The following is a 25,791-nucleotide window of genomic DNA, read 5'->3' as shown; positions in this document are numbered from 1 at the left end:
TCTAATTAGTAATACTTTCTAATTGACCACCATTCAATTTCACTAATTGTGCTGTGAAAACGCAGCTTTTTGGCATCTTTCATGTTTCTAATTAAAAACACTCGATCGGGAGTTAAACTATTAATATCTGTTTGCTGTGGATCGAAATTAATCCGCACCAATATCTCACCGTCTTCTTGATTTTCTAGAACCGTGTAGGGATGAATTTTGGGTTCGTATTGGATTGAATATTTACCTTGCGGCTTAGTTAAAAATAAAAATCTGTCTTTAACATATTGATCGAGCAAAAGTTTTTCTCTAGCGTCGCTAGATTTTTTTGTACATTCAGACAACGCCAAATTAATAAAGCATTTTTCTGGCACAAAAAAGTAGCTACCTCCTTGCAATTGAAGATATCCAATCAAAGTTTGCTCCATTGAACCGTGCGCTTTATAATACTCCCAGTCTCCCCAATACATTGCATAACGACCTTCGAGAGATATGCCAATTATGCTAGGCAATTTTATTGAGGATATCAAATTAATTAGCTTAATTTTTGCAAGGTTTGAATGCAATATTTTTTTTGGCGCAAATCCAGCCACCAATAAGACAGCAGAAGTTATTGATAAAAGCCACAGTTTAATTTTCAGAGTCAATGTAGATATTATAGGGTGCGTCAGCGATTAGCCTAATTTTCAGGTAAAAAGCCAGAAGTGGCTGACACACCCTACTACAAATGTGACTGTAAAAAGAAATATTTGTTTGCGAAAATTAGATGCTCCCGATCGATTAGGCTTAATCAAGCCTTCGCCGCCAACAATTCAGGTTGCAAAACCTGATTTAATTTGCCGCTGCGAAACCCCTCCAAATCCAAAGTCGCGTACACAAAACCAAACTGCTGAAACACCGCCACCAATGCAGGCAAATCCGCATTTAATACAAACTCTTGAATCTCCTCGGCGGGCAATTCAATTCGCGCGGTATCTCCATCCGATCGCACGCGCAGATTTTTCAGTCCCAACTGCCGCAAATACCGTTCAGCGCGCCCCACTCTTTGCAACTTGGCAACGGTGATTTCTTCACCGTAGGGAAAGCGCGAACTCAAACAAGGCTGTGCCGGTTTGTCCCACCAAGGCAAACCCAATTCTCTTGCTAACTGCCGCACTTCAAATTTAGTCATGCCGACTTCTGCTAAAGGCGATCGCGCGCCCCGTTCCTTTGCAGCCTGAATCCCCGGGCGGTAATCCTTTAAATCATCACCATTCACCCCATCCACCACATAAGGATAACCGTTGGCCAGTGCTAGCGGTTTCAAAGTATCGTGCAGTTCGCTTTTGCAGAAATAGCACCGATTAACCGGGTTAGAAGTGTAATTAGGATTTGCCATTTCCTGAGTTTCGACTTCCTGGTGGGCGATGCCAATTTCTGCGGCTTGAATCCGGGCATCTTCCAAATCTTCGGGCAGTAGAGATGGAGAAACAGCCGTTACAGCCAAAGCGCGATCGCCCAACACGTCAAAAGCAATTTTTGCCACCAAAGTGCTGTCAATGCCGCCAGAGTAGGCAATCAACGCCCGTTCCATCAGCGCGAAAATGTCTTTTAATTCTTCGAGTTTTTTCACTAACATGATTTCAACTTTTATTACAAATAGATAAGTTAGAACAATGGTTCGGACACTTTTTTTAGTGCTGGATGACGTATCCTCTAGGGTTTCGGGTTGCCAGCGATAATTAAATCAATGTCACGTCTGAGCCTCAGTTGCATTTTATTCGTAATTTCTACGATCTATACGCTGTAAAGCTTGTGGTTTCGTTCTAAAAACTGTCCGGAGTATTGTTAGAAAGCAGACTAAATAAAGGAAGATGAAGAAAGTACATCTCGCGCGGCTTTCCTTCTTCCTTCTTCCTTCTTCCTTCTTCCTTCTAATCTTATTCTGGATCGATACCGAGGGCTGCCAATCGCGCCAAAAGTTCTTGATTGCGCTGTCTTTCCTGTTCCAGCAGCCTTTGGGCGGACTCTTTATCTTGCTGTTCGCGATTTGCCCGCTGGCTTTCGGCTTCTGCCCGCTGGCTTTCAGCTTCTGCCCGCTGGCTTTCAGCTTCTGCCCGCTGGCTTTCAGCTTCTGCCCGCTGGCTTTCGGCTTCTGCCCGCTGGCTTTCGGCTTCTGCCCGCTGACTTTCGGCTTCTGCCCGCTGACGTTCTACTTCCGCCCGTTCTTCCGGCCACAAAAGCAACTCTCCGTCTGCATTCCACCAGCGCAGCCAATTTCCTGTTCTACCTTCCCGAGTTCCCACCCAAACTCCCAAAAATAGATTTAATCCAGGTATCAAATAACGCCCATTTTCATCAGCATCTTGATTGTTGTAGCGATCGGATTCCAGCGCATAAACTTCTAGTCTGCCCGTATGCGGCCGAAAAATGACATAGCGAGGAACTTTGATTACTTGTTCGTAAAAGAACCACTTGCCGATTTCTTCTGTGTGTTCGACAGAGTATTCATCGCCGTAAGTAGCTGAGAGAAATTCCATCACTACAAAAGGCACTGTTCCTTCGGTATGAGGCGTGTAACTGCGGCGGGGATAGCTGTGAGGCCAAGGTTGTACCGGTTGGACGTACATCCAGTCTGGGGCTTTGCAAATAGTGCGATCGTCCACAGCAGCACACAAGGCAAAATTAGAAACTATCAGTGCGTCTTGCGTTTGTTCCGGGGAATCAATTAGGGACTGGCGCAAACCGTTAGATATTAAAGGATGTTCTATATTTTCCACGGGGTCATCTGGTAGAATAAAATCATCGGGAAGCAGGGGCCAGGTAATTTTTAGCTGCGATATCGGTTTGTGAATTACAGCAGTCATAAGTCACCTCATTTTACCAATAAAAGTTTGAGTTCTATTCGAGATTGGCGATCGACAACCTTGTCTTTATCTTAGCGCGCTAATTAGATAATAAAATTGGTTCGTAGTGAGGACTTTAGTCCGCAAAATCCGAAGACTAAAGTTCTCACTACGAACTATTTAAAATTCCCGGCGGGAAAATATGGCGATCGCCATTGACAGCAGCAGCACCACATACAGCACACCATAGCCCGCATCTGTAATCAAACCCGCTAAGTAAGGTACTTGTCCGTAAACAGCATCATTTTTCAAATTGAACCGGGCTAGATCGGGCAAAACTAGATAAAGTCCCATCATCAATTGTTCAATGCCAGGATTTTTAGTTAACTTGCCAAAAGCCACTAAATCCCGCGTCGAGTGTCCCATCAAATAAACGCTAAATGTCAGTAAAGTTGCCAGCAGCGAACTGCTAAAAACCCCAAATAAAATCCCGACACCAGCCATGAGGCACAGCTCAAACCATACGAATAGAGAAGCGATTAAAATGGTGCCCAAAGGGTAAGGAATTCGACTCAAACTCAGAATAACCAGATAGATAGCAGTCATTGCTGCTACAAGAACGAATAGCACCGCCGACATCCCTAAGTGCTTGCCGACAATTAACTCAGCCCGGCTTATCGGCTTGGCAACTAACAGGTAAACAGTCCGCTTTTCAATTTCTTTGTTGACCAGTCCGGTAGCCACAAAAACTGTGACAATTATACCGAGGATGCTCATCGCAGCCAAGCCGATATCTAAGATAATTTTCTTTTCGGTTGTCGCTGCCAATTCCGGTATCAAGCGCACCGAGGCTCCCATCAACAGAGCAAAAATAATAATTAAGTAAAGGATGCGATCGCGAATTACTTCCCAATATACATTAGTCGCGACTGTCAAGATTCTTCTCAAATTCATCTAGTTATTAACCCGCAGTCAACTTTAGCCATATTTTTAGTTTAACGAAGAGGGAAGAGGGAAGAGGGAAGAGGGAAGAGGGAAGAAGGAAGAGAGAAGAAGGAAGAAGGAAGATTTTTCTGGCTCTCCGGCTCTCGGAAGCATCTTGGCGGAGAATAAAAAGCGTTTTTTAGGAGTGCGATCGTCCCCGCTTACCGAATATACAATAGCGATCGTCCCCGCTCGCACTCCCATTTAAAAACTCTCCCCATCTCCCCATCTCCCCATCTCCCCATCTCCCCATCTCCCCATCTCCCCATCTCCCCATCTCCCCATCTCCCCATCTCCCCATCTCCGACTCTCCTAACCGCCAGAGACAAGCTCAAACTTGACTGTCTCCCGAAGATCCATCTTTTTTCAATCCCGGTTTAGAAGGTTTGGTAGAGTCACAGGTTACAGTTGCCTTATTGCCTATATCGACCACCTCGCAAGATTTGGTCAACGAATATATTTCGGGTCTAAACACCAGCCCCAGCCAAGTTGCCTGCATCTGTAACTGATAGCGGGACTCTCCTTGGACGATCGAAGTTTTGACCTCCCAGCTCGCATCTTCTGGGACTAACCGAATTGTTTTTAACGCTTGATTCTTCAGAAAAAATCGCTCGTTGTCAATATCTATTAACATTTGCTCTACCTGCGCCCAGGGTTTTGTGCGGGCTTCATTTTGCAGGTATCGATCCATTGCATTCAGGATGACCACTCCTCGGGAGCGATTAATAGTTGGCGGTTGAAATGTCACCACATAATCGCTTTTCCTCAAATCCTGCGATAAAACGCTCGGATATTGTTCTATCCAACCTTGAATTAAAAAGTGAAATCCAAACCAACAGGAAATCAGCACGTGAATCAGGGTAATCATCAAAAACTGAGGCCGCACTAACGCTCTGAGACCTTGCCGTTTTGACTCATTATTCCAAATCTCTATTACACCCAAAATTATTACTGCTATAATTGGGCCGGATATCCATGCTATTTCCTTCCTATCTGACGGCAATCGGATCAGCAACCACAAGCCAATTAAGATGCTGGTCACCCACGGACTCAGACTTACTTTTTTAATCGTAAAAGGTTGCTGGCTGGTCAGCAAACCCATTGACAGTGTAAAAAATAACCAGCTCATATCAAACATCAGAGTTCTTGTCGGCCAGTCTGTGATTGCCGCCACCGTCAGCAAAGCTAAAAATATGCTGAGCAGTAAAGGCGTCTTCCAGTGGACAACTTTAGGCGGAATTATCGCCTTTTGAAATTTTTTATTGGTTTCCCAAAGGTTGTTCGTCAGCTTCGTGAGTTGCTGAGTCACATCCAAAAATTGCTTCATCATAGATTTCAATTGACGCTTTGCAAAAACAATACGGTTAAAATAACGAAATTGCTAACAGTGTGGGCGATTAAAACTGCCCCAAACTGGGTAGTTACTCGAAAAGTTTTTTTGGGAGGACGGCGGCTGAGAGTTGGCGGCCCCAAAAACTGAGGTTTGGAAGCTTTTTTGTTACCAGAAACCATGTTCTCTATGAATTCTAGTCCCTGCCATTTGGCGAGAAAAGTGATTGCCAATACCGAGAGGGCAATCGCAGTTATTGCAGAGTAAGTATTCTGACCTCCGCCTAATAAAATATAACCGATAAGTTCTTCTCGCCATTCTTTGGAAATAACGCTTTCAATGCCGAAGAAAACTAACCAACCCACGCAAGTGCAAGCGAGATTCAGGATAGCTGTATATTCAACGCTGGTTTTGGGGCCGAGTTTCAGTAGTTTTTGCAGAAACCACGATTCGATCGCGATTGCCAAAAACATCATTAAAATTTGCACCAAAACAGTCCGAAATGGGAAAACACTCGCAATCATAAAAAACTCGGTAAGTAGGAAGCTCATAGTCTTTAGACCTGAGAGGAAAACGACTCGGCGGTTTCAATCGCCTTGAATCTTTCCATTACCGCCTTGGAGTTGTAAGAGTCCGGTGTACTTTTGTAATGTACTTTCGATGGGACAATTACCATCTCAAACCTTACAACCCTGTACGCATAATGTTTGCTCTTATGGAGCCTCCCTTTCGGGGTAATGTTCGCTTGTCGGTCAATGTTATAAGAGCTTGTTAAGCTAGCAGCACTGTTTCAGTGACTTTAAAACTGTTTAACCACTAGCGACAGAACGGAAAACTAGCGTCGCATTCTCCGGTGTCATGACCCCAATAACGTAGTCAGTTAAGACTTAGGCTGGTCAGTACAGCTTGCTCAATTACTCTTACAAGCTCAGTGGCGTTGATTCCCTGAGTTACTGACAAGGATTCAGGTATATCAGCCCGTGTTAGATTTTAATTGTACATCAGAAGGGGAATAATCTAGAAGGCAGGTTTTAGCCCCTAATCCTCTTCGATCGCCCGAATGAACATCAGGTGGTTGAGGTTGTATCTTATAATCTTTTGAGATCGGCCAACAGAAGGAAATATTAAACATTCAACGGGCGCGATCGAATACCCACCCCGAGACAGACTAAAATAAGTGCGGATTATGGTAAGGAATGGCATTGGTATTCGGACAGCCTCATCCCGCTCAGAACGCATCGCGGGTCAGATTCACGTCTACGACGGTGCTGGTAAAGGCAAGTCTCAGGCAGCTTTGGGAGTAGTGTTGCGCTCGATCGGGCTGGGTATTAATTCTGACTCGCCCACGCGAGTGTTATTGCTGCGATTTTTGAAAGGGCCCGGCCGCTCCTACGACGAAGACGGGGCAATAGAAGCCCTGCAACGGGCATTTCCGCACTTGATCGATCAAGTGCGTACCGGCAGAGCCGAATATTTTGGGGCCGAAGCAATCACCCGCTTCGATCGCACAGAAGCCCAGCGAGGCTGGGACATCGCCAAAGGAGCGATCGCCAGCGAGCTTTATTCTGTAGTAGTTCTAGATGAACTAAACCCCGTATTGGACTTGGGTTTACTGCCAGTGGACGAAGTAGTCCAAACCCTCAAAAACAAACCAGAATATTTAGAAGTAATCGCCACTGGCCGAGCGGCCCCCGAAGCTTTGCTGGATATTGCCGACTTGCACTCAGAAATGAAGCCCCACTATCACCCCGCAGCGGCCGAACACAATATTTCTGGTATCGAAATATACACAGGAGCCGGAAAAGGAAAGTCTACGAGCGCATTGGGGAAAGCTTTGCAGGCAATAGGTAGGGGTATCAGCCAAGACCAATCTCACAGGGTGTTAATTGTACAATGGCTCAAAGGTGGCACGGGTTATACTGAAGATGCAGCGATCGCAGCATTGCGGCAAAGTTACCCGCAGTTAGTAGACCACCAGCGGTGTGGCCGAGATGCTATAGTTTGGCGGGGGCAACAGCAGGAATTAGACTGCATCGAGGCAGAACGCGGCTGGGAAATCGCCAAAACGGCGATCGCCAGCGGCTGGTATAAAACGATCATTCTCGACGAACTCAATCCCACAGTAGACTTAGAACTGCTACCGGTAGAGCCGATCGTCGAAGCCCTGCTGCGAAAGCCCCGCGATACAGAAATAATTATCACCGGGCGCTGCCACAAACCCCATGGTTACTTTGACTTGGCAAGCGTACACTCGGAGGTATACTGTCACAAACACTACGGCGATCGGGGCGTAGAACTAAAGCGGGGTGTAGACTTTTAGACCCCGGAGCGGTGCGGAGTTCAATCCGAGCCAGAATTATTTAAAGACGGCCCTGCCTGGGAAACCGGAAATTGCCACAAAGCTTTGTAACCAAGTAACCAATCTCTCGCTTTTCTTTGTCAGGCGATCGCCCGATCGACCCTTGTTAATCTTTAATTTCCTTCCCCGGAGGCGATCCCCGAGCGCCAATCCAGAATGGAACATTAAGAATGTGAGCCGCGTCTTCTTGAGCGTGAGCACATGAGACATTGCACAAGGATTATTAAAGGGTGAAGACATTGAAAATAAAAGCTTACAAGCAAAAAGTCCGCGAGGGAGAAAGTCTAGACAGGGTTAACACCAGTAGGCTAGACTTGCGGCTGGCAAACAGGTTAAACTACAGCGGCATCCAAACATTCGGTGTTCTAGGCAGTGTCTGTAGTCGCACAAGCGATGACCAACAAGTAGAGGAGTGAAGCTGTATGACAACGTTAACTGACAATTCCGATCAAACTAATTTAAACACTCCGGGACTGGGCCCGGATACAATCTTTGCCGGAGCGGGGGGGGATTTAATTACAACTTCTACCCTCGGCGGCAGCTTAATATTTGGCGAACGCGATAACGATACTCTAATTTCCGTCGGCCCCAACGATAGCCTATACGGTGGCCCTGACGAAGATTCATTAGTAGGCCAGCGCGAGCGGGTTTTCATGTCGGGCGATGCAGGCAGTGACACCGTAATTGCTCAAAGCCGCAATTCGACGCTGTTGGGCGGTGCGGGAGATGACTTGCTCCAAGGCACTGTCGATGGCAACCTGATGTTTGGTAATCAGGGTGCAGATACGATGCTAGGAGGCGCCCTCGGAAGAGACACCCTCTACGGTGGCAAGGACAATGACTCCCTCGGCTTCTTCATCGCAGGCGGCGGCAACAACCTCGGTCTTCGCATCGGCGGCAGTGCCGGTGGCAATCAAGGCAGCAACTTCCTGCGCGGAGACTTGGGCGACGACTTTGTTGTAGGTATCAATCAGAAAGATACTCTGATCGGCGGTAAAGGCAACGACACAATATACGGTGTGGCCAGCAACAGCTATCTTTCCGGCGACCTAGACAACGACACCTTAGTCATTCTCAACAGTACCCAGTCGAGTCCGTTTTCTTCGAGCGTCATCACGATCGGCATTGAGAAAACCACTTTGCTCGGCGGTGAGGGCAACGATTCTCTCCTCGGCGGTATCGGCGACTTTGGCACCGGCAAAAACTTGTTGGACGGCGGTGCTGGTAATGACACGATCACGGTTTTTGCTACTCAAGACACGGCGCTGGGAGGCGCTGGTGACGACTTCATCAAGTCGTCTACGGTGTCTGCACTTTCGAGCGTAGGCGCGTCGAGTTCATTTCCAGGCTTCGCGGGTCGCAACTTGCTCAATGGCGAAGATGGTAACGACACGATCGTTGCAGCTTTTGCGAGTGATAGCATGATCGGTGGCGGTGGCAATGACAGCTTGAGCGGCATCTTCAATCAAGCCTTCGGTGGAGATGGCAACGATACGATCGATGCCACCACTTTTGCGATCGGTACTACTACTGCCCTGATTACTCTTGACGGCGGCCTGGGTGACGATCTGTTACTTGGCAACACCAGCACTAACCTTACTACCACCGGCACCGTCACAAACTTCATGAACGGTGGTGAAGGAAGTGACACGATCGTGTTTGGTAGCAGACGCGATCGATTGGTTGGATCTTTTGCTGGTAACGACTTTATCTCCTACGCCAGCACTGTCAACTTTACCGGTGCCACATCGACAAACCTTATTACCGATACCTTAGGTTCCAACTTCATCATTGGCGCCAACGGCACTGATGTCATCACTACTGGTGCTGGCGACGACATACTGTTCGGCGGCCCCGCCAGTCTTCCTACAGGAGCAACATCTGACGGGGACGACACCTTGAATGCCGGCGGCGGAAACGACACGCTGTTGGGCGGCCTTGGGAACGACTATTTGCTCGGAGGAGACGGCAACGACTCTCTCGGTGGCGGGCCCGGTGCAGACACGCTGATTGGCGGCGCGGGCAATGACAGCTTCTACTACAACAACTTCGGCGAGGGCGTCACGATCAACGCCAACGGTAGCCTGGGTACCAGCCCAGACCAAATCGGCGATTTTGAAGTCGGCCGTGACAAGTTGATATTGAACTTCGAGTCCTTCCAATTGCCACCATTTGACAATACTCTGCCCAATCGACCTTCTTCCAGAGCCTTCTTACAGGTAGAAACCGGAACTTACAACAACGATCTGACTCCTGCTGGAGCTAATCCTGGACAACCAGTCCTCGTTTACGAAGGTTCCACAGGTCGCCTGCTGTACGACAGAGACGGTGCTGGCGGTCAAGCACCAATTCAACTGGCACTGCTGAACGGCAAACCAGGCTTGACGGCGACTGATATTACCCTGATTTAATGTAGGTGGCAGCGGGTGAGAGTCGGTTTGGAAAAAGCCGATCGCCCGCGCCAACTCTAAAAACTAATTGTGCTATGTTTCCAGCTAGGGATATGAATCCCTAGCTTTTTTATGGCATGGGGCATGGGGCATGGGGCATTGGGCATGGGGCATGGGGCATGGGGAATTGGGCGGAGCGTAGCGGAGGGATTGGGCATTGGCCAAACAGGGCATTGGGCATTGGGCTTTTATAACATTGGCATTGAAAGGAAGGGCAGATTCAGCGATCGATTTTGCCACCCGCCAATCATTCCTTGAACTAAGAGGGCCCAAGCCCAACAACGTACCTCATATGAGAGCTCGATCCGCTATATTTTGTTTGCCAGTAAGTTAGGCATTACCCTAAAAAATGCTGAAATGCTCAAACAGGCTTTAAAAGAATCTGCTATCAACGAAGATCTTGTTATTCAGAAAAACAATGAATACGGAACACATTACAACATGAAATTCTTGCTGAAAACCGAAGTAGGTGAATCTCTGATTCTAGCAGCTTGGATCGTCCGCTCAGGTGAAACTTTCCCCAGATTGACAAGTTGTTATCCCGTCAAAAAGTGAGGTAAAAACAATGAAAACAATTAAAGACCTAGATATTGTTGCTTTAACTGAAGATTTAGAAGCAACCCATTTTGAAACAAAACAAATCATTAAATTATATAAAGGACAAGTGGGAACAGTCGTAATGGAATTTGATGGCAGTGCTTTTGAGGTAGAATTTTCTCATCAAGATGGCACAACTTATGCAATGGAAACAATTCCCGCCACAAAATTAATGCTTTTACACTATGAGTTAGTAGAATCTGTAGGGGCGGTTAGCCGATAAATTTTGCCACCAATAATTTTTCTAATCTACAAAAAGTATCTCTAAAAAAAATCCCGCAAACGATATGTTATTTGCGGGATTTAGTAGGCAGGAAACTTGTAGGAGGAAATACTTTATGCTCGATCTACAATCTCTTTGGCTTTATCTTTGAGGTCTTCTTTCATGTGAATTGCTGATGCTTCGTCCTGCTTGGCTTGACCTTCTAATTTATCTTTTTGATCGCCAGTCACTTCGCTAACAGCTTCTTGGATTTTGCCTTCAATATTCTTAGCCGTTGCTTCGACTCTGTTTTCAATGGTCATAATTTTTTCTCCTAACCTTACAACTACTACTGTATAAATTAAAAGCTGAGTCTTAATCTATCTTGAGAAAGATTTGGATATCTATCTAAAGATTGGTTAAATCGCAACTTCGACAAGTTTATTGCGAGAGGAAAGACCGGATTTAATTGCGATCGCCGATTTGGACACTTTAAACTTTTTTGCCAACAGCACGATCAACTCTTGATTGGCTTTTCCATCGACTGGCGGCGATTTGAGATGTATTGTCAGGCTGCCGTCTGGTTTCTCTTCGATGCTTTGCTGTTTGGAATTTGGTTTAACTTTGACTGCAAACATTTTCATGTGACTAATAACTCAATAACCAATAACCAATAACCAATAATCAATAACTAATGACTATCTGAATGTTCGATCTTTGTCCCCAAAACTTTGAGAAATTCAGCCAGCCAGTTGGGATGTGCAGGCCATGCGGGGGCTGTGACTAAGTTGCCATCAACTACGGCTTCGGTAACGGGAACTTCGGTATATTTGCCACCAGCCCGGAGTATGTCGGGGCTGCAAGCTGGGTATGCGGTGCAGCGTTTGCCTTCGAGTACGCCGGCGGCGGTGAGGACTTGCAATCCATGACAAATAGATGCGATCGGCTTTTTGCTGTTGGCAAAGTAGCGGGTAATTTGCAGCACTTGTTCGTTGAGGCGGATGTATTCTGGCGATCGTCCTCCAGGGATAATCAAAGCGTCGTAGTCTGCGGCGTTAATTTCGTCAAAAGTTGCGTTTAAAGTAAAGTTGTGACCGGGTTTTTCGCTGTAGGTTTGATCGCCTTCAAAGTCATGAATTGCGGTGCGAATTGTTTGGCCTGCGGCTTTGTCGGGGCAGACTGCATGGACGGTGTGACCTACCATTTGCAATGCTTGGAATGGAACCATTACTTCGTAGTCTTCTACAAAGTCGCCGACTAGCATTAAGATTTTTTTTGCAGCCATGTTTGTAACTCCTGTTATTTTGATTTGCTTAAATAGGAATAGGCTTTAGATAAGGCTGATCCCCCCTTAGCTTGCCCCCTACTCCCCCTTAAAAAGGGGGGAACAAGAAGGTGCTGCGAAGTCCCCCTTTTTAAGGGGGATTTAGGGGGATCTCCGAGGAATAAACAGTTTTAACCCAAGCGTATTTGCTTAAATAGGATTTAAAAAAAATGCAGGGCAGTTAAAAAGCCTGCCCCGCCAGCTATTCTGGAATTTAGAAACCGTTGCGGCCCCAAATTACCATTGAAATTGAGAAGGAGAACAAAACTAGCACCGAAACCCAACCGAGTGACAAAATATCCATAGCTATTTATTGAACAAACTGTACAAAGTGACTCCAAAGCTTATGATAATTCAATTTGAGCCATTTTTGAAATGAGGGCGCTGTGAAGGACTCGTCAAATTTTAGTTTCGCTGAGCGGGTAGAATCTTTGAAAGCAGGAAGTGTTGCTGCTTTGTCTTGTTTGCTTGCTTTTGGGGCGATCGCCCTTGTTAACACCTTAATCTTAGCGCAGAGGTGGGATGCTCTGGCGGGTTTGCAGGTCAGGGAAATTGACCTAAATTTTGGCTTGAGAGGATTGATGGCAGTTGTGGGCGGTTTTTTGTTTGGCGTGACTTACCGCTACGCTATCCGCCGCGATACTAACCCGCAGCTTAAATCTGGTGTGGTGTTGGCTTTTGGGTTGGTGCGGGCTTTTGGACAGTTGGATGCTGGATTGTCTTTTGAGGCGGGCAAGATGCCGGGTTTGCAGGAGTTATTGCCGTTTGCGGTTGGTGGGGTGGAAAGTGTGGTATTGTTTGCGATCGCGGGTTTGGTGTTGGATTGGGCGATCGGGCGATCGTTGATTAAAGCTTTCGGGTGTTCGTAGTGAGGACTTCAGTCCTCTGATTGGATGCGGACTAAAGTCCTCACTACGAACCTGGTTTTTTGCGGACTGAAGTCCTCACTACGAACCTGATTGGATGCGGACTGAAGTCCTCACTACGAACCTGATTGGATGCGGACTAAAGTCCTCACTACGAACCTGATTGGATGCGGACTGAAGTCCTCACTACGAACCTGATTGGATGCGGACTGAAGTCCTCACTACGAACCTGATTGGATGCGGACTGAAGTCCTCACTACGAACCTGTTTATGAAATTTAACTGAAAGTTAATAGCTGGCAAAAGCATAGTCATTTATAGACATGAGAGGCTTCAAGTCCCTCCCCCTTCACTTTTGCTTTGAGCGGATTAACCCGCCTCGGCTGAACTACACAGCTCCCTATCCCATTGCTAAACGCATTTGGGATTGCTTTTCTGAGAATATTGTAAGCACCGTTCACGTCAGAATTAATTAACTGACCAGCCGATGTTTTGTACAAGCCTCGCTTGATTCGTTTCCCGGTAAATATAGGTTCTATCTCTGTTTTTCCGTAAACAGGAATCGGGTCTAAACCCAGGAAATTGGCTCTAGAGGTGTAGGATTCCTCCTGCACGATTACCTTGATTCCAACCAAGAAAGCTTTGTACTCCAACATCTTAATTAGTCGAGCGTGAGGAATACTGACAAAGTTTTGATTGGTCTGCTTTCCGAGATTGATATCGGTTTTCCACTGTGCATTCTTGCCGATTACTAGCGTCCCGATTTGTTGTGCGATCAAAAGATCGACAATCGTGCGACTCGCATGATGCAAGTAATTGTCTACTTTTTGATTGCGACAACGAGTTAAGCGCTGAATCCGGAGTGAAGTTTTGCGGTTCCGTTTTAACTGGGATTGTAATCGTGAAGAGCGTTTGTTGTAGAACTGGTTAATCGATTTCAATGGTCGCCCGTTGAGCAACAAAGGGATAAATCCCGGTTGATTTGAAGTTAACGCCACTAAATTATCTAGTCCTAAATCAATACTAGCTACAGAATTAGCGTTGCCAAGGGTGGACTCCGGTTCATCATAAATTACCTCAATTACATAGCAATCACATTTCGGAACCAGTCTAACTTGGCAAATTCGAGCGGGAGCGACTTGGGTTTTGATTAAAAGTTCAGTACCCGAAAGTTTAATGATTCCTTTCTTCAACTGTTTGCGACTAATCGCTTGAATCATGTAGACAAGAATGTTTCGCCCTTTAGTTTTGTCTTTGTACTTTGGCAATTTCGGGCGACCCGTAAATTTTGAAGAATCAGCCTTGTAAGCTTTAACTGCTTCAAAAAACGATTTCCAGTTCTTATCTAATACCATCAAAATTTGCTGGCTTACTTTGGAAGGCAAAGCCTTGTATGCGACCTGAGACTTCATCAATCGGTTCATTTCGTTATAATTGACATAGCCCCATCCGTAAACAAAGCTCTGACGAATGACGTAATTGGCGGCATTATACAGATTTTTGGATTTGAAAGCTAGTTGGTCAATTTCGATAAAACGGAGTTCCGTTGATTTAATGATGTGCCTCTCTGTTAGTTGCATTTGAGACTTCCGTTCTTTGGGCTATGCGTATTCTTTGTTCCACACTCACAACAATATAATACCATTATTGTTTATAATTGCTTATCAACTCAATGAAGTTTTACAATACCTCATATTCTAGAGTGCCGTAAACCATTTGTTTGTCAACTGCCGACAAAACTTTATTGTTAGCAGCATCCGAAACTAAACACTGACAAACTAACTGGGCGACATCCGCCCGGTGAATTGTTCCGGCAATTCGACAATCTTCTGTTAACACACCGTTGCCGGTTGCAGGTTCCGATTTCAGTCCGCCGGGACGAATTACAGTATAAATCATCCCGCTTGCGATTAAATGATTTTCGGCTTTTTCCTTTTCAAGCAATACCGGGCGCAACGTTTCTAAAGCTTGCGGTGGCAAAGCCGCAGCAGTGTTACCACTACCGATGGATGAAACTAAAATAAATTTTTGTACGCCCGCTTTGACAGCAGCATCAATCAAGTTTTTGTTGCCCAAATAATCGGCTCTTTCCCCATCTTTTGGCAAGCCACCAATGGTGCTGATTGCGGCATGGATTGGTGCGCCTCCAGCCATCGCAGCTTCCACAGCCGCAGCGTCTAAAGCATCGCCAGTCATGACTTTGATGCCCATTGCTTCTAATTCGGTGCGGTGGTTGGGCGATCGCAAAAGTGCGGTTACTTGTATATTTTGTGCTACCAGACATTTGGCGATTTCTAAGCCAACGCCTCGACTAGCACCAGCTAAAAAGATATGCAATTTCTCTGTCATATTAATATTGTTTTAATTTGGGTATGAGTTGGTTTTTTGACTGGGGTTTATTCTACAACAATTCTCGCTCAATTGGTGAGTTTTGTTTTTTTTGCACCGCAGAGGGCGCAGAGGGCACAGAGGAAGAGATGGGAAAGATTTGCAATTTCCAATTTAGATTAGATTTTTTTGCCGACTATTACTACCCAAGATTGAGCTTCGCGCGGCAAACCGGGCGGGCGGTAGTAGCGATCGACAATGGCAAATCCTGCTTGTTCCAAACAAGGGGCTAAAGTTTCGTATTCCCATCCCGCAGTATAGCGTTTTCCTGTCGGTCTCTCGTCGTAGCCTTCCCAATTTCCCCGGCACATTGACATGACAATTGCACCGCTAACAACTAATGTTTTGTGCAAATCTTGCAGCACTTTCACCATTTTATCGCTGGGAACGTGAATCAGGGAAGCATTGGCGAAAATACCGTCAAACTCGGCTTTTGGTAAGTCGAGATTCAGGAAAGATTGCTGCAAAACTTCGCAGCCGGATAACTTCTTGGCTGTTTGTACAAAAGCTGGAGTTGCATCTAAGCCTACAACCGTATGTCCTTGGCTCTTGAACGCTACTAAATCTCGTCCGGGCCCGCATCCTATGTCGAGTATTTTACCGGGGTTGCGGGGCATGGCAGCGGTGAGTGCATCCCGATTTTGGGATACGTCGTGATGCCATGTTCCTTCTCGGAAAGATTCGGCTGTTGTCTGGTATTCTGCGATCGTAATTTCTTCGCGTTTATCCACAATTCCTCCTCTTATATTATTTGAGATTAGTTCGTAGTGAGGACTTTAGTCCTTCCGGATGTGGTTCGTAGTGAGGACTTTAGTCCTTCTAAAATCCGAAGACTAAGTTTTTTTCACCGGATGTGGTTCGTAGTGAGGACTTTAGTCCTTCTAAAATCCGAAGACTAAGTTTTTTTCACCGGATGTGGTTCGTAGTGAGGACTTTAGTCCTTCTAAAATCTGAGGACTAAAGTCCTCACTACAAACTTTTTTTAATTCCCTGAATAACAGTTAAACAACCAGGGTTTTTTCGCCGGATTGACTAACTGCTGAATCCACTTCTAAGATAGAACCTTCGGGAGATTCGATCGCAAATCCTGCATCTCGAATCATATCCCAATCTTGATTGGCGCTTTGTCCGGGAGTTGTGAGATAATCGCCCACAAAGATCGAATTAGCAGGGTAAAGTCCCAGAGGTTGCATCGATCGCAAATGCACCTCCCGTCCCCCAGCAATCCGAATTTCTTGGCTGGGAAGCAAAAATCGGAACAAGCAGAGAATCCGCAAACATTGGCGCGGATTTAAGCGATTAACGTCCGCAAACGGCGTTCCGGGAATCGGAATGAAAAAGTTGACCGGTACGCTAGTAACGCCCAAATTCCGCAGCGACAGTGCCAAATCGATCGCATCATCATCCGATTCGCCCATCCCCAAAATTCCGCCGGAACAAGTTGTGATTCCCGCTGCTTTGACGTTTTCGACTGTTTCGACGCGATCGCCAAAAGTGTGAGTTGTGCAGATGTCCGTGTGGTACGATTCGGAAGTGTTGAGATTGTGATTTACGCGATCGACTCCAGCTTTCGCCAAACGGTGAGTTTGCTCCTCGGTCAACAACCCCAAACAAGCACAAATTTTTAGGTTGTGATTTGCCTTGACGGTTTCTACAGCATCCAAAACGCGATCGAAAGTAGATGCACTCGGTTGGCGGCCAGAAATCACAAAACAAAACGTACCAGCCTTTAAATCTGCTGCGCGTTGGGCCGCATCCAGAATTTTTTCCTTAGCTAAAAGCGGATACTTTTCTATTTCTGCACTCGATATTTTAGACTGAGAACAATAATGGCAATCTTCAGGACAAAGCCCGCTTTGAGCGTTTAACAAATAGTGCAACCTGACGCGGTTTCCCCAGTAGTGGCGGCGTACCCGATAAGCTGCGTTTAATTGTTCCAGCAAAACCTCATCCGGCGCGCGCAATACAGCCAAAGATTGCTCGCGAGAGAGACATTTCCCCGCCAGCGAGTCATCAGCCAAATCGTTCCAATTGGGTAAATTCATTACTAAAATTAAAGAGTTTACAGAGAATCCAAAACCTGACGAATTACCCGATAAATCGATTCTAGTTCATCAGGAGAAATGCAATAGGGAGGCATCAAGTAAAGCGTATTTCCCAAGGGGCGGAGCAAAAACCCCGCTTCTAGAAATCTTGCTTTCAATACAGGGGCGATGTCATTAAAATAACCGGAAACGCTTTCCGTTTTCACATCCATTGCTGCAATCGTGCCGCAAGTCCGAATCCGTTCGAGTTTAGGATGATCTATCAGCCATTGATTCAGGTATTTTTGGTGCAGTTTTTCCATTCCTTGATAGGCATTTGGGTTTTGATCCAAAAGCTCCAGAGATGCTACACTCACCGCACAAGCTAAGGGATTTCCGGTATAAGAATGACCGTGATAAAAAGCTTTGTCCGATTCATCTCGCCAAAAAGCTTGATAAATATGCTCCGATGCCATTGTGACAGCAATTGGCAAACAGCCGCCAGACAATCCCTTAGACAAACACAGGATATCCGGTACAGTTGCAGATTTAACAGAGGCAAACAGTTCGCCCGTGCGCCCAAAACCCGTCATCACCTCATCGTAAATCAACAATACATTAAACTGGCGGGCCATTTGTGCGATCGCCCGCAAAAACTCAGGGCGGCACATTCGCATACCCGCAGAACCTTGCACCAAAGGTTCAATAAAAATTCCCGCATACCCCTTCCCATGCTTCAACAAAGACTCAAGTTTCTCCAAACTCGCCGCCTCCTTGCTTTCCACCTCCTCATCGCCATCAAAAGTCGCAGGAAAAGGCACAACATCCCCAGCAAACATTAAAGGCGCAAAAGGTTCCCACCACAGCGAACTTCTACCCGCAGACATCGCGCCCACAGTATCGCCGTGATAACCTCCCTCAAAACCAATAAAGCTAGTGCGGTTAGTTTCTCCGAGATTTAGCCAATATTGAAACGCCATTTTCAGAGCAACTTCAACAGCAGTCGAACCATTATCAGAAAAGAAAATCCGCGTCAAAGAATCAGGCGTATGAGTTATCAACTTGTCAGCAAGTTTCTGTGCAGGTTCGTGAGTAAATCCCGCAAAGATTACGTGTTCTAACTTTTTGGCTTGTTCGTAAAGAACCTCAGCCAGAACCGGATGACTGTGCCCGTGAATCGTCACCCACCAACTAGAAATACAGTCAAGAATTTGCCGCCCATCTTCTAATTCCAGCATCGATCCTTTCCCGCTAATTACCTTCAGCGGCGCCGGAGCAGTTTTCATTTGCGTGAAGGGCTGCCAAATTGGTGAAGTTGAAGAATTATGTTCCTGCTTCGCAGTCATTTTTACCCCTGCCACTAATATCAACCTGCATTTTAAAGCAATTGTAACTCAATTGTGAACCCTTTATCTTCTCTTCTTTCTTCTTCTCTTTTCTTCCTTTCTTCGTGTCCTTTGCGCCTTCGCGGTTCGTTAAAAAAATCTAGTTTAGTGTTGGGGGCGGCGGCGCTGAAACGTCTACCGCCAGATCAGGTATTCCCGGGCGATAGTTGAATTTGTCAGTTAAATTTTTTCTGCCAATCAGCAAATAAGTCGTCATTGCTCCTTTTCCTTTAACATTGATTTTACCGCGTTTTTCCAACACATACCGATCGCGCAGCAATTCATAAGTTGAGCCGCTAACCTGAATTTTACCAGGGAGTCCCTGGGATTCCATGCGGCTTGCTGTATTTACAGCATCTCCCCACAAGTCGTAAATAAACTTTTTAGTACCGATGACACCGGCTACCACAGGCCCGCTATTAATTCCAATGCGGATACTGAGAGGTATATCGGATTCGTCGCGAAATTTCATAATTTCTTGCTGCATTTCCATCGCCATTTCGGCAATACATTCTGCATGATTTGTAGATGGAAGTGGCAAACCGCCTGCTACCATATAATTGTCGCCGATTGTCTTAATCTTTTCCAAGCCATATTTCTCGCTTAAGCAATCGAAAGCTGAAAATATTTTGTTCAGCAGTTCGACTAATTCTGCTGGAGACGTGCGGGAGGATATTTCGGTAAAGCCCACAATGTCCGCAAACAGCACCGTCACCTCAGCAAATCCATCTGCGATATTTATCTGACCTTGTTTTAGGCGATCGGCAATCATTTCGGGTAAAATATTTAGCAGTAAACGTTCCGACTTTTCTTGTTCGGCGCGCAATATTTCCTCAGCTTTTTTCCGCTGTGCGATTTCCTTGTAAACTCGTTGAAACATTTGATTGAATGCCACCATAACTTCTCCCAACTCGTCATCGCGCTTGACAGAGAGAGAGTAGAAATCAGGTTTTTCTCGATCTTTGCTCAAAGCTACTCCCGCAGCGATCAAATCATCGCGCAATCTCAAGATTGGTGCAATTACTGTCACCCCTAAAAATAGCATAGTTACAGAAGTGACAAAGGCTGATATAATGATGACTAGAATAGCAATTCGCCCTATAAATGCGTATAGTTCTGGTTGAACAGTAGAAGCATCATGCCGAACAATTAACGTATAATCTCCTCCCAAATGTCGCTCTGTCCAAGCAATATCGTAGCGCTTGCCATCGAAAGTTTTCTGGCGAATTATACGAGCAAGTTTTAGTTCATCCAAATCAATTTTGGGTGCTTCACCAAGTTGATATATTAGCTGGTCGTTAAATTGGTAAATAGATAGTCCTAATACTACTTGAGAATCCTTGGTAATATTTTTGACTTCTTCTTCAAAGACAGTACGATCGTAAATATCTTGTTTTAGCAAAACCTCTAGAGCCTCAACAGTCGCGTGAGATACCTGTTCCAGTTGATTTAAAAGTTCATTTTCGCGCCGAAAATAAGAGGGAACTAAAATAATTCCCTCTATCACAAGAATACTAGCAAACACCCACAAAGCTATTTGTCTAGACAAGCGAGATTTGAAAAACTCCAAGAATGATAAAATGTGCACTGACATAAAATTTAGTCTTCTGCAAAGGGCTAATTTAGGACATAGGAAAAGAAACTGGGTTTCTTGTAATAAATTTTGGGTTTTTCAACCAAGATAGGACGGCGGTTGAAACCGCGCCTACACAAACGAAGTCCGCCTCCGCGGACTGAAGAAAGAAGATAGCGTAATTTTAACCGCCCGCTCTTCAACCTGCGGAGGCGGGTTTTTTTGTGTAGAAGCGGTTTCAACCGCCCGGTCTTCCGATCCCAAGCGTATTGGCTAGCTCCTTAATAATATAATAAACAAATTAAACCGAAACTACACTAACTAATCGGGATACAAGCAAATAAGTATTCATATCACCCTTGCCTTTGACCTGGATAATTCCTCTGTCTTCAAACAGATACTTATTTTGCAAGATATCGTAAGTTGATTTTGTGACTTGAATCGCGCCTGCAATTCCGTGGGATTCCATGCGGGCTGCTGTATTTACGGCATCGCCCCAGAGGTCGTAAATAAATTTTTTGGTGCCAATAACTCCCGCAATTGCAGGCCCGGTATTGATGCCGATCCGAATGTTAATTCCTGAATGATGTTTGACATTAAATTTGGCTAATTCCTCCTGCATATCTAAGGCCATTTCGGCAATGCTTTCGGCGTGGTTGGTGCTGGGATTTGGCAAACCTCCCACTACCATGTAAGCATCTCCTATTGTTTTGATTTTTTCCAAGCCGTACTTTTCTGTCAAATTATCGAAGGCTGAAAAAATCTCGTTGAGAAAAACAAGCAATTCTTCGGGAGATATTTGGGCTGAAAGCACGGTAAAGCCGACTATATCCGCAAACAAAATAGTCACTTCGGCGAAGCCGTCAGCAATACTATTTTGACCGTCTTTTAACCTAGCAGCAATGGATTCGGGTAAAATATTGAGCAGCAGGCGATCGCTTTTTTCTTGTTCTTTCAACAATTCTACATTAGTTTCTTGCAATTGTGCCGTGCGTTCCCTGACGCGCTGTTCTAATTGTTTAGCATTTTGGCGCAACCTGCTGAGAGCTAAAGTTAATCCTGCGATGCCTAAAATTGAAAGTCCTGCTAACAGTAAAAACAGGTCTTTCAGTCCGGTTCTAGTTGTTTGAGTGATAGTTTCTAGAGGTTGAGTAATTTCTAATATCCCGCGCACATCTCCCACTTTCCAGTCTTTTTTAGGACTATCGCGGTTAGTGTTGTGACAGTTAACGCAACTAGGAAGGAGACGATCTGCCTGGGCATATCGAAATGCGGGCTTACCGCGAAAATCCTCAGTGCGGAAAAATTGTCCGGTTGGATTTTGCATTAAATAGGTAATAGCTTGACGTTCAAAATCGTCTCGGGCTCCGCCTTCTTCTCGCCGCCAGGGAAACGGGTAGTCGCTGTATAGACGAACTGATACTTCGGGATTTTTGTCGGTGATATGCTTGCCGAGTTCTATTAAGAATGTGGCAGGTACGGGAACTGTTACTTTTGTTGGTGTTGGGTTGTAGTCGTGGGTAAAGTTAATTGCTTTCTTCGTGTTGAGAGGACTGATAACATCAGAACTGTAAAGGGTGCGGGCTTCTTTAATAGCTTGGGCGTAAAGTGTAGCATTTTGGAGGGCTTGGGCTTGTATTAGGGTAGAGGAAAGACGAGACATATTTGCCATCGCTACTCCTACGCCTACACAAAATAAAATTGTCACCAGAAGCAGAATTCGCTTGTAAATTAATTGGCTGATGGCAGCTCGACTGCGATAAATCAATTTGTTCATGCTATCCTCAAATGTGAGGTTCGATATTGATTTAATTTTATGCACTACTAACATAACACTGCTTTTTCAGAGTGTTTTGCTGTAAAGCAAGACTCGATAGTGCAAGGGATGGTTAATTCTTGTTTGCCGCGAGTGTTTCCCTTGTCCGTAACAGTACGCATAACTTTATATATTTTTTAATCTAAATGAAATAAAATATCGGTAAGCACACGGCGCCGTGCCGTTTCCCTACTTCATGCACTTTTTGCTCTATTTCGGTTAGGATAGCGATTGTAGTCTCTAATTGGCGATCGTGAATTCTGACTCTACTGTCTCACCTGCACGCAACGAAATTTTTCCGGGAGAAGTTTTTGTCAACACTGCGGATTTTGATACGGGCATTCGGCGACTTTTACCTAAATATGACGAAATGCTGGATGTATTAGTTGGCTGCATTGCTAGCAACAACCACCGCATTTTAGAACTCGGCTGCGGTACGGGGGAACTGAGTTTAAAAGTTCTGCAATGCTACCCGTCTGCGTCAATAGTTGCTGTGGACTATTCGCCGCGAATGCTTGATTTTGCCCGCGCTAAGATAGAGTCGGCAGGATACGCAGCCCGGTGGACTGGCATAGAATTGGATTTTGGAGAATGGGCGAACAATCCAAATGTTTTAGGTTTGGGGGATAAGTTTAATGCTGCTATTTCATCTCTGGCAATTCACCATCTTGAGGACGAAATGAAGCTGAAATTGTTTCAACGGATTCGCGAAAGTTTAAATGCTGGTGGCTGTTTTTGGAATGCCGATCCTGTTTTGGCAGAATCAGCAGCAATCAAAGATATTTATCAAGCGGCGCGAGAAGATTGGGCGCTAAGTCAGGGGGAAACTTTAGCCACAATTCGTGCTGGTGTGGGGACGAGTGTGTCTTACGGCTATTCTAATCCCGATCGCCTAGCGACAGTTGCGGCACAGTTGGAAATGCTGGCAAATGCTGGATTTGAGACTGTGGCAGTTCCTTGGAAATACTACGGTATGGCGGTGTTTGGGGGGTTTGTTAACTAAAAAAAGCAGTCTTGGATGCAATTGTCACGATTCAATGGACTTGTAGGGTGCGTCAGATTGAGGATGTGTGCGAAATAATTAGGGCTTGCCTCTGACGCACCCTACTAATTGTTACTAAAGTCCTGACTACAAACCTGTCAATTCGGACTAAAGTCCTGACTACAAACCTGTCAATTCGGACTAAAGTCCTGACTACAAACCGCTATTTAAGGGGCGGGGGCGGTAATTTCTGTAGGTGCGATCGCCCCCGGTGCTGGTGCTGCTTGTTTTTCGAGCATTTGGCGCTGTTTGTTGCGAAAATCGGCGGCGGCGTCGTTCAAATTTTGGCGCTGTTCAGTATTGAATTCTTCGATGCTGCGGCCACCTCCGAGTCTGGATCTGTGAATTAAATCAAATATTCCGCCTCCGGTGCTGCGGCCGGAAAAAGGGTCGGTGTTGTCTTTAGTTTGAAAGTCTTGGAGGGGTTGGGGGGAAGTAGTTAAACTGCTGGCTTGAGCGAAGGTTGCTTGAGGTGACAAAAGAGCACAGGTGGCGATCGCGCTTGCAGCAATCCGCACCATCAATTTGCCCGATTTAGAAGTTTTGCTGTTCATGATTGATTAGTTCTACTTTCAAAAAAACAATTGTATCTCAACAATATTCTGACTGACAGCTAATAAACGAAGACGGCGGTTGAAACCGCGTCTACATAGACAAAACCCGACGGGAGCGGGTTGAAGAAGATTAGTTGAAATTACGTTATTTTTTTCAGTCCGCGGAGGCGTCCTGGGGTTTTTGTAGACGCGGTTTCAACCGCCGTGCTTGGTTTTTGTAGACGCGGTTTCAACCGCCGTGGGATCTAAGCAAACCGACGGCGCAGCAGCGGTTGAATGCTGAGGAGCGCCACCAAATCAAACGCCAGCAGCACTAATAGCGCTCCTCCAAAGGTGACAGTACCCCAAGGAGCTTGCATGACGACGCTAGCTAGCGACCAATCGCTGTGGAGGTACAAATAGCGGATGGGTTCGATCGCATAACTCAGAGGATTGAGAGTGACGACAACTTGCAGCCAGTCTGGCATAAATGACAGCGGCGCGAGGGCTGTGCTGGCAAATAACAGCGGCAAGTTAGTAACAAAAATCACTGCGATTAATTCTACGTGACCGGGAAGAGCAAAGGCTAAACCGAGACTGAGGCCGGTGACTCCCAAAACTAGCAGCAGGACTATGAGGGCGATCGCGCCGAGTCCAGCAATTCCGGGCAATCCAGAACCCAAAAAGGCTCCCGCCGTAACGATTGTGCCAGTTTGGATGAAGCTGAGGGTGACTATGAAAATAGCCGAAGCGAGGACTATGGAAAATCTCGAAGCCAGGGGCGCGACTAAGAGGCGGTTGAGAAATCCGAATTCGCGATCGAACATAATCGGCAAACCGGCATTCAGCGCGCCTGCAAAGGCAGTAAAAACAATTACACCAGCGCCGAGAAATTGTCCGTAATTCTGGCTTTCGCCGAACAAGCCGGCTGGTGCATTTTTAAACAGCGCGCCGAACAAAACCAACCACATCAGCGGCTGAATAATGCCTGCAACTAGCGTCGAGGGGCGGCGCTGCAATTGAATAAACAGGCGCTTGGTTAGGGCGAGTGTTTCTTGAATAAAGTCGGCCAGCAGGGAACTCGAAGTGTCAGCGGATGGCGTGGCGAGTGGTCGCTGCTGGTTGAGGTTGTTGGGGGATGTAACAGTACCGCTCATAATTGCTTGTTGATTAAATCTCACTATCTTTAGGGTAGCAAGTCTGGGGGTATTGGTGGTGTGGGGCGGGCGATCGAACTAAAATTGAGAATAAGCTCATCAAATATGCTAAATAAAAACTTGAGTTAGTAGGAGGATTGGCTGATGTCATCAAGTGCGATCGCAACTTTGGTCAAAATCATGGAATCTTTGCCAGAAACTCTTCAAGACCGAGTGGTTGAACATTTGCGAGAATATCTTGAAGATTTAAGGGATGAAGAACAGTGGAATTTCTCTTTTCAGAACACACAAGAATCGCTGATTAGGGCTGCAAAACGTGCCAAACAGGAAATTTCCGAAGGAAAAGCACAGCCATTAGATATTGATATAGCTTTAGAAATACCAACAATAGCCAACTACCCCAGTCGCCGAGAATTTATGCAATTGTCGCTAGAAGAGAGGCGAAACATTCTCGCAAAACAAGCTGAGGTAATGTTGCAACATTACCAGGAAGATAGACAATGGCAAGAATTAGAAGCAGGAGATTTAATTGACTACTAACTCTCTTTTTACTAAACGGGGTGATATTTGGTTGGCTAATTTTGACCCGACAGTGGGAGCAGAAATAAAAAAAATCCGTCCGGCTGTAGTGGTAAGTTCTGATAGTGTTGGCAAGTTACCACTGAAATTGGCTGCACCTATCACTGATTGGAAAGAATATTATGCTGGCAATATCTGGCACGTTAAGATTGACCCAGATATTGCTAATGGTTTAACGAAAGTTTCCGCAGTAGATGTGTTGCAATTGCGCGGTATGGATGTACAAAGGTTCATTCGGAAAATCGGAGAACTTACGACTACTGATATGGACGAAATTGCCAGGGCGATCGCGGCTGTAGTAGAGTATCAGTAGTTACTTATCAAGGGCGATCGCTCTGGCTATAATAGTGTTATGCTAGATAGCAAAACC

29 protein-coding genes are annotated in these 25,791 nt (G+C 45.7%); 9 read left to right on the top strand and 20 right to left on the bottom strand.

Annotation, left to right across the window (positions count from 1 at the left end; all coding sequences use genetic code 11):
- Positions 1-5: 5 nt before the first annotated feature.
- The 7 genes from QZ918_RS05830 to fraC form a co-directional block, all read right to left on the bottom strand.
- Positions 6-500 (bottom strand): hypothetical protein, encoded by a 495-nt coding sequence (locus tag QZ918_RS05830; RefSeq protein ID WP_293332247.1) that lies wholly within the window; start codon positions 498-500, stop codon positions 6-8.
- A gap of 278 nt (positions 501-778) precedes the next feature.
- Entirely contained in the window at positions 779-1,606 is an 828-nt protein-coding gene (larE, locus tag QZ918_RS05825; protein ID WP_293332244.1) for an ATP-dependent sacrificial sulfur transferase LarE, read from the bottom strand.
- A gap of 301 nt (positions 1,607-1,907) precedes the next feature.
- A complete protein-coding gene (locus tag QZ918_RS05820; RefSeq protein ID WP_293332241.1) occupies positions 1,908-2,834 on the bottom strand; it encodes a Uma2 family endonuclease in 927 nt (308 codons plus the stop codon).
- A 159-nt stretch (positions 2,835-2,993) separates the two neighbouring features.
- Complete coding sequence (locus tag QZ918_RS05815) at positions 2,994-3,767, bottom strand: ABC transporter permease (protein ID WP_293332238.1); 774 nt, start codon at positions 3,765-3,767, stop codon at positions 2,994-2,996.
- Between the two features lie 169 nt (positions 3,768-3,936).
- Positions 3,937-4,098 carry a hypothetical protein gene (locus tag QZ918_RS05810; RefSeq protein ID WP_293332235.1) on the bottom strand — a complete coding sequence of 54 codons (162 nt, stop codon included), beginning with the start codon at positions 4,096-4,098 and terminating at the stop codon, positions 3,937-3,939.
- Positions 4,099-4,128: 30 nt separating this feature from the next.
- Positions 4,129-5,127, bottom strand: coding sequence for a DUF5357 family protein (locus tag QZ918_RS05805; RefSeq protein WP_293332232.1), 999 nt, complete (start codon positions 5,125-5,127; stop codon positions 4,129-4,131).
- Positions 5,128-5,132: 5 nt separating this feature from the next.
- Complete coding sequence (gene fraC, locus QZ918_RS05800; protein WP_293147226.1) at positions 5,133-5,651, bottom strand: filament integrity protein FraC; 519 nt, start codon at positions 5,649-5,651, stop codon at positions 5,133-5,135.
- A gap of 662 nt (positions 5,652-6,313) precedes the next feature.
- Here fraC and QZ918_RS05795 point away from each other — a divergent pair.
- The 5 genes from QZ918_RS05795 to QZ918_RS05775 all read left to right on the top strand — a co-directional run bounded on the left by QZ918_RS05795 (position 6,314) and on the right by QZ918_RS05775 (position 10,756).
- Complete coding sequence (locus QZ918_RS05795; protein ID WP_293147230.1) at positions 6,314-7,447, top strand: cob(I)yrinic acid a,c-diamide adenosyltransferase; 1,134 nt, start codon at positions 6,314-6,316, stop codon at positions 7,445-7,447.
- Between the two features lie 461 nt (positions 7,448-7,908).
- The gene (locus QZ918_RS05790; RefSeq protein WP_293332229.1) at positions 7,909-9,897 is read left to right on the top strand and encodes a calcium-binding protein; all 1,989 of its coding nucleotides are present in this window, start codon (positions 7,909-7,911) and stop codon (positions 9,895-9,897) included.
- 111 nt (positions 9,898-10,008) lie between these two features.
- Entirely contained in the window at positions 10,009-10,194 is a 186-nt protein-coding gene (locus QZ918_RS05785) for a hypothetical protein (protein WP_293332226.1), read from the top strand.
- A gap of 57 nt (positions 10,195-10,251) precedes the next feature.
- Positions 10,252-10,491, top strand: a complete 240-nt coding sequence (locus tag QZ918_RS05780) for a DUF6883 domain-containing protein (protein ID WP_293332223.1) — start codon at positions 10,252-10,254, stop codon at positions 10,489-10,491.
- A gap of 10 nt (positions 10,492-10,501) precedes the next feature.
- On the top strand, positions 10,502-10,756 hold the full coding sequence (locus QZ918_RS05775; protein ID WP_293332220.1) for a DUF4926 domain-containing protein: 255 nt from the start codon (positions 10,502-10,504) through the stop codon (positions 10,754-10,756).
- A gap of 113 nt (positions 10,757-10,869) precedes the next feature.
- Here QZ918_RS05775 and QZ918_RS05770 read toward each other — a convergent pair whose 3' ends face one another.
- The 4 genes from QZ918_RS05770 to petN form a co-directional block, all read right to left on the bottom strand.
- The gene (locus tag QZ918_RS05770) at positions 10,870-11,058 is read right to left on the bottom strand and encodes a CsbD family protein (RefSeq protein WP_293332217.1); all 189 of its coding nucleotides are present in this window, start codon (positions 11,056-11,058) and stop codon (positions 10,870-10,872) included.
- Between the two features lie 96 nt (positions 11,059-11,154).
- Entirely contained in the window at positions 11,155-11,379 is a 225-nt protein-coding gene (locus QZ918_RS05765) for a DUF167 domain-containing protein (protein ID WP_293147240.1), read from the bottom strand.
- A 47-nt stretch (positions 11,380-11,426) separates the two neighbouring features.
- Positions 11,427-12,020 carry a DJ-1/PfpI family protein gene (locus QZ918_RS05760; protein WP_293147241.1) on the bottom strand — a complete coding sequence of 198 codons (594 nt, stop codon included), beginning with the start codon at positions 12,018-12,020 and terminating at the stop codon, positions 11,427-11,429.
- 253 nt (positions 12,021-12,273) lie between these two features.
- Positions 12,274-12,363 carry a cytochrome b6-f complex subunit PetN gene (gene petN / locus QZ918_RS05755; protein WP_071883976.1) on the bottom strand — a complete coding sequence of 30 codons (90 nt, stop codon included), beginning with the start codon at positions 12,361-12,363 and terminating at the stop codon, positions 12,274-12,276.
- Positions 12,364-12,490: 127 nt separating this feature from the next.
- On the opposite strand from petN, the gene QZ918_RS05750 reads away from it, so the two are divergent.
- Positions 12,491-12,928: a hypothetical protein gene (locus QZ918_RS05750; protein WP_293332214.1), complete on the top strand. Its 438-nt coding sequence runs from the start codon at positions 12,491-12,493 to the stop codon at positions 12,926-12,928.
- 307 nt (positions 12,929-13,235) lie between these two features.
- On the opposite strand, the gene QZ918_RS05745 is transcribed toward QZ918_RS05750, so the two are convergent.
- The 7 genes from QZ918_RS05745 to QZ918_RS05715 form a co-directional block, all read right to left on the bottom strand.
- On the bottom strand, positions 13,236-14,504 hold the full coding sequence (locus QZ918_RS05745) for an RNA-guided endonuclease InsQ/TnpB family protein (RefSeq protein ID WP_293332211.1): 1,269 nt from the start codon (positions 14,502-14,504) through the stop codon (positions 13,236-13,238).
- Positions 14,505-14,604: 100 nt separating this feature from the next.
- The gene (locus QZ918_RS05740) at positions 14,605-15,273 is read right to left on the bottom strand and encodes an SDR family oxidoreductase (protein ID WP_293332208.1); all 669 of its coding nucleotides are present in this window, start codon (positions 15,271-15,273) and stop codon (positions 14,605-14,607) included.
- Between the two features lie 158 nt (positions 15,274-15,431).
- Complete coding sequence (locus QZ918_RS05735; RefSeq protein ID WP_293332205.1) at positions 15,432-16,043, bottom strand: class I SAM-dependent methyltransferase; 612 nt, start codon at positions 16,041-16,043, stop codon at positions 15,432-15,434.
- Between the two features lie 270 nt (positions 16,044-16,313).
- A complete protein-coding gene (bioB, locus tag QZ918_RS05730; protein WP_293332201.1) occupies positions 16,314-17,357 on the bottom strand; it encodes a biotin synthase BioB in 1,044 nt (347 codons plus the stop codon).
- 17 nt (positions 17,358-17,374) lie between these two features.
- Positions 17,375-18,682, bottom strand: a complete 1,308-nt coding sequence (gene bioA, locus QZ918_RS05725; RefSeq protein WP_293332196.1) for an adenosylmethionine--8-amino-7-oxononanoate transaminase — start codon at positions 18,680-18,682, stop codon at positions 17,375-17,377.
- A gap of 139 nt (positions 18,683-18,821) precedes the next feature.
- A complete protein-coding gene (locus tag QZ918_RS05720; protein ID WP_293332193.1) occupies positions 18,822-20,315 on the bottom strand; it encodes an adenylate/guanylate cyclase domain-containing protein in 1,494 nt (497 codons plus the stop codon).
- A gap of 280 nt (positions 20,316-20,595) precedes the next feature.
- Positions 20,596-22,071 carry an adenylate/guanylate cyclase domain-containing protein gene (locus QZ918_RS05715; protein ID WP_293332190.1) on the bottom strand — a complete coding sequence of 492 codons (1,476 nt, stop codon included), beginning with the start codon at positions 22,069-22,071 and terminating at the stop codon, positions 20,596-20,598.
- A gap of 292 nt (positions 22,072-22,363) precedes the next feature.
- On the opposite strand from QZ918_RS05715, the gene QZ918_RS05710 reads away from it, so the two are divergent.
- Positions 22,364-23,113 (top strand): class I SAM-dependent methyltransferase, encoded by a 750-nt coding sequence (locus QZ918_RS05710; RefSeq protein ID WP_293332187.1) that lies wholly within the window; start codon positions 22,364-22,366, stop codon positions 23,111-23,113.
- Positions 23,114-23,319: 206 nt separating this feature from the next.
- Here the strand turns inward: QZ918_RS05710 and QZ918_RS05705 are convergent, their stop codons facing one another.
- Positions 23,320-23,706, bottom strand: a complete 387-nt coding sequence (locus tag QZ918_RS05705; protein ID WP_293332184.1) for a hypothetical protein — start codon at positions 23,704-23,706, stop codon at positions 23,320-23,322.
- A gap of 245 nt (positions 23,707-23,951) precedes the next feature.
- Positions 23,952-24,842 (bottom strand): ABC transporter permease, encoded by an 891-nt coding sequence (locus QZ918_RS05700; protein WP_293332399.1) that lies wholly within the window; start codon positions 24,840-24,842, stop codon positions 23,952-23,954.
- A gap of 144 nt (positions 24,843-24,986) precedes the next feature.
- Between QZ918_RS05700 and QZ918_RS05695 the strand changes: the two genes are divergently transcribed.
- A complete protein-coding gene (locus QZ918_RS05695) occupies positions 24,987-25,382 on the top strand; it encodes a hypothetical protein (protein WP_293332181.1) in 396 nt (131 codons plus the stop codon).
- The gene (locus tag QZ918_RS05690; protein WP_293332178.1) at positions 25,372-25,734 is read left to right on the top strand and encodes a type II toxin-antitoxin system PemK/MazF family toxin; all 363 of its coding nucleotides are present in this window, start codon (positions 25,372-25,374) and stop codon (positions 25,732-25,734) included. Before QZ918_RS05695 ends, QZ918_RS05690 begins: the two co-directional genes overlap by 11 nt.
- Positions 25,735-25,791 lie beyond the last annotated feature (57 nt).

This window comes from Microcoleus sp. CAWBG58, from assembly GCF_020883045.1.
Classification (GTDB): Bacteria; Cyanobacteriota; Cyanobacteriia; order Cyanobacteriales; family Microcoleaceae; genus Microcoleus.
The sequence above is the reverse complement of the archived record's forward strand: the minus strand, read 5'-3'. Positions and strand labels throughout refer to the sequence as shown.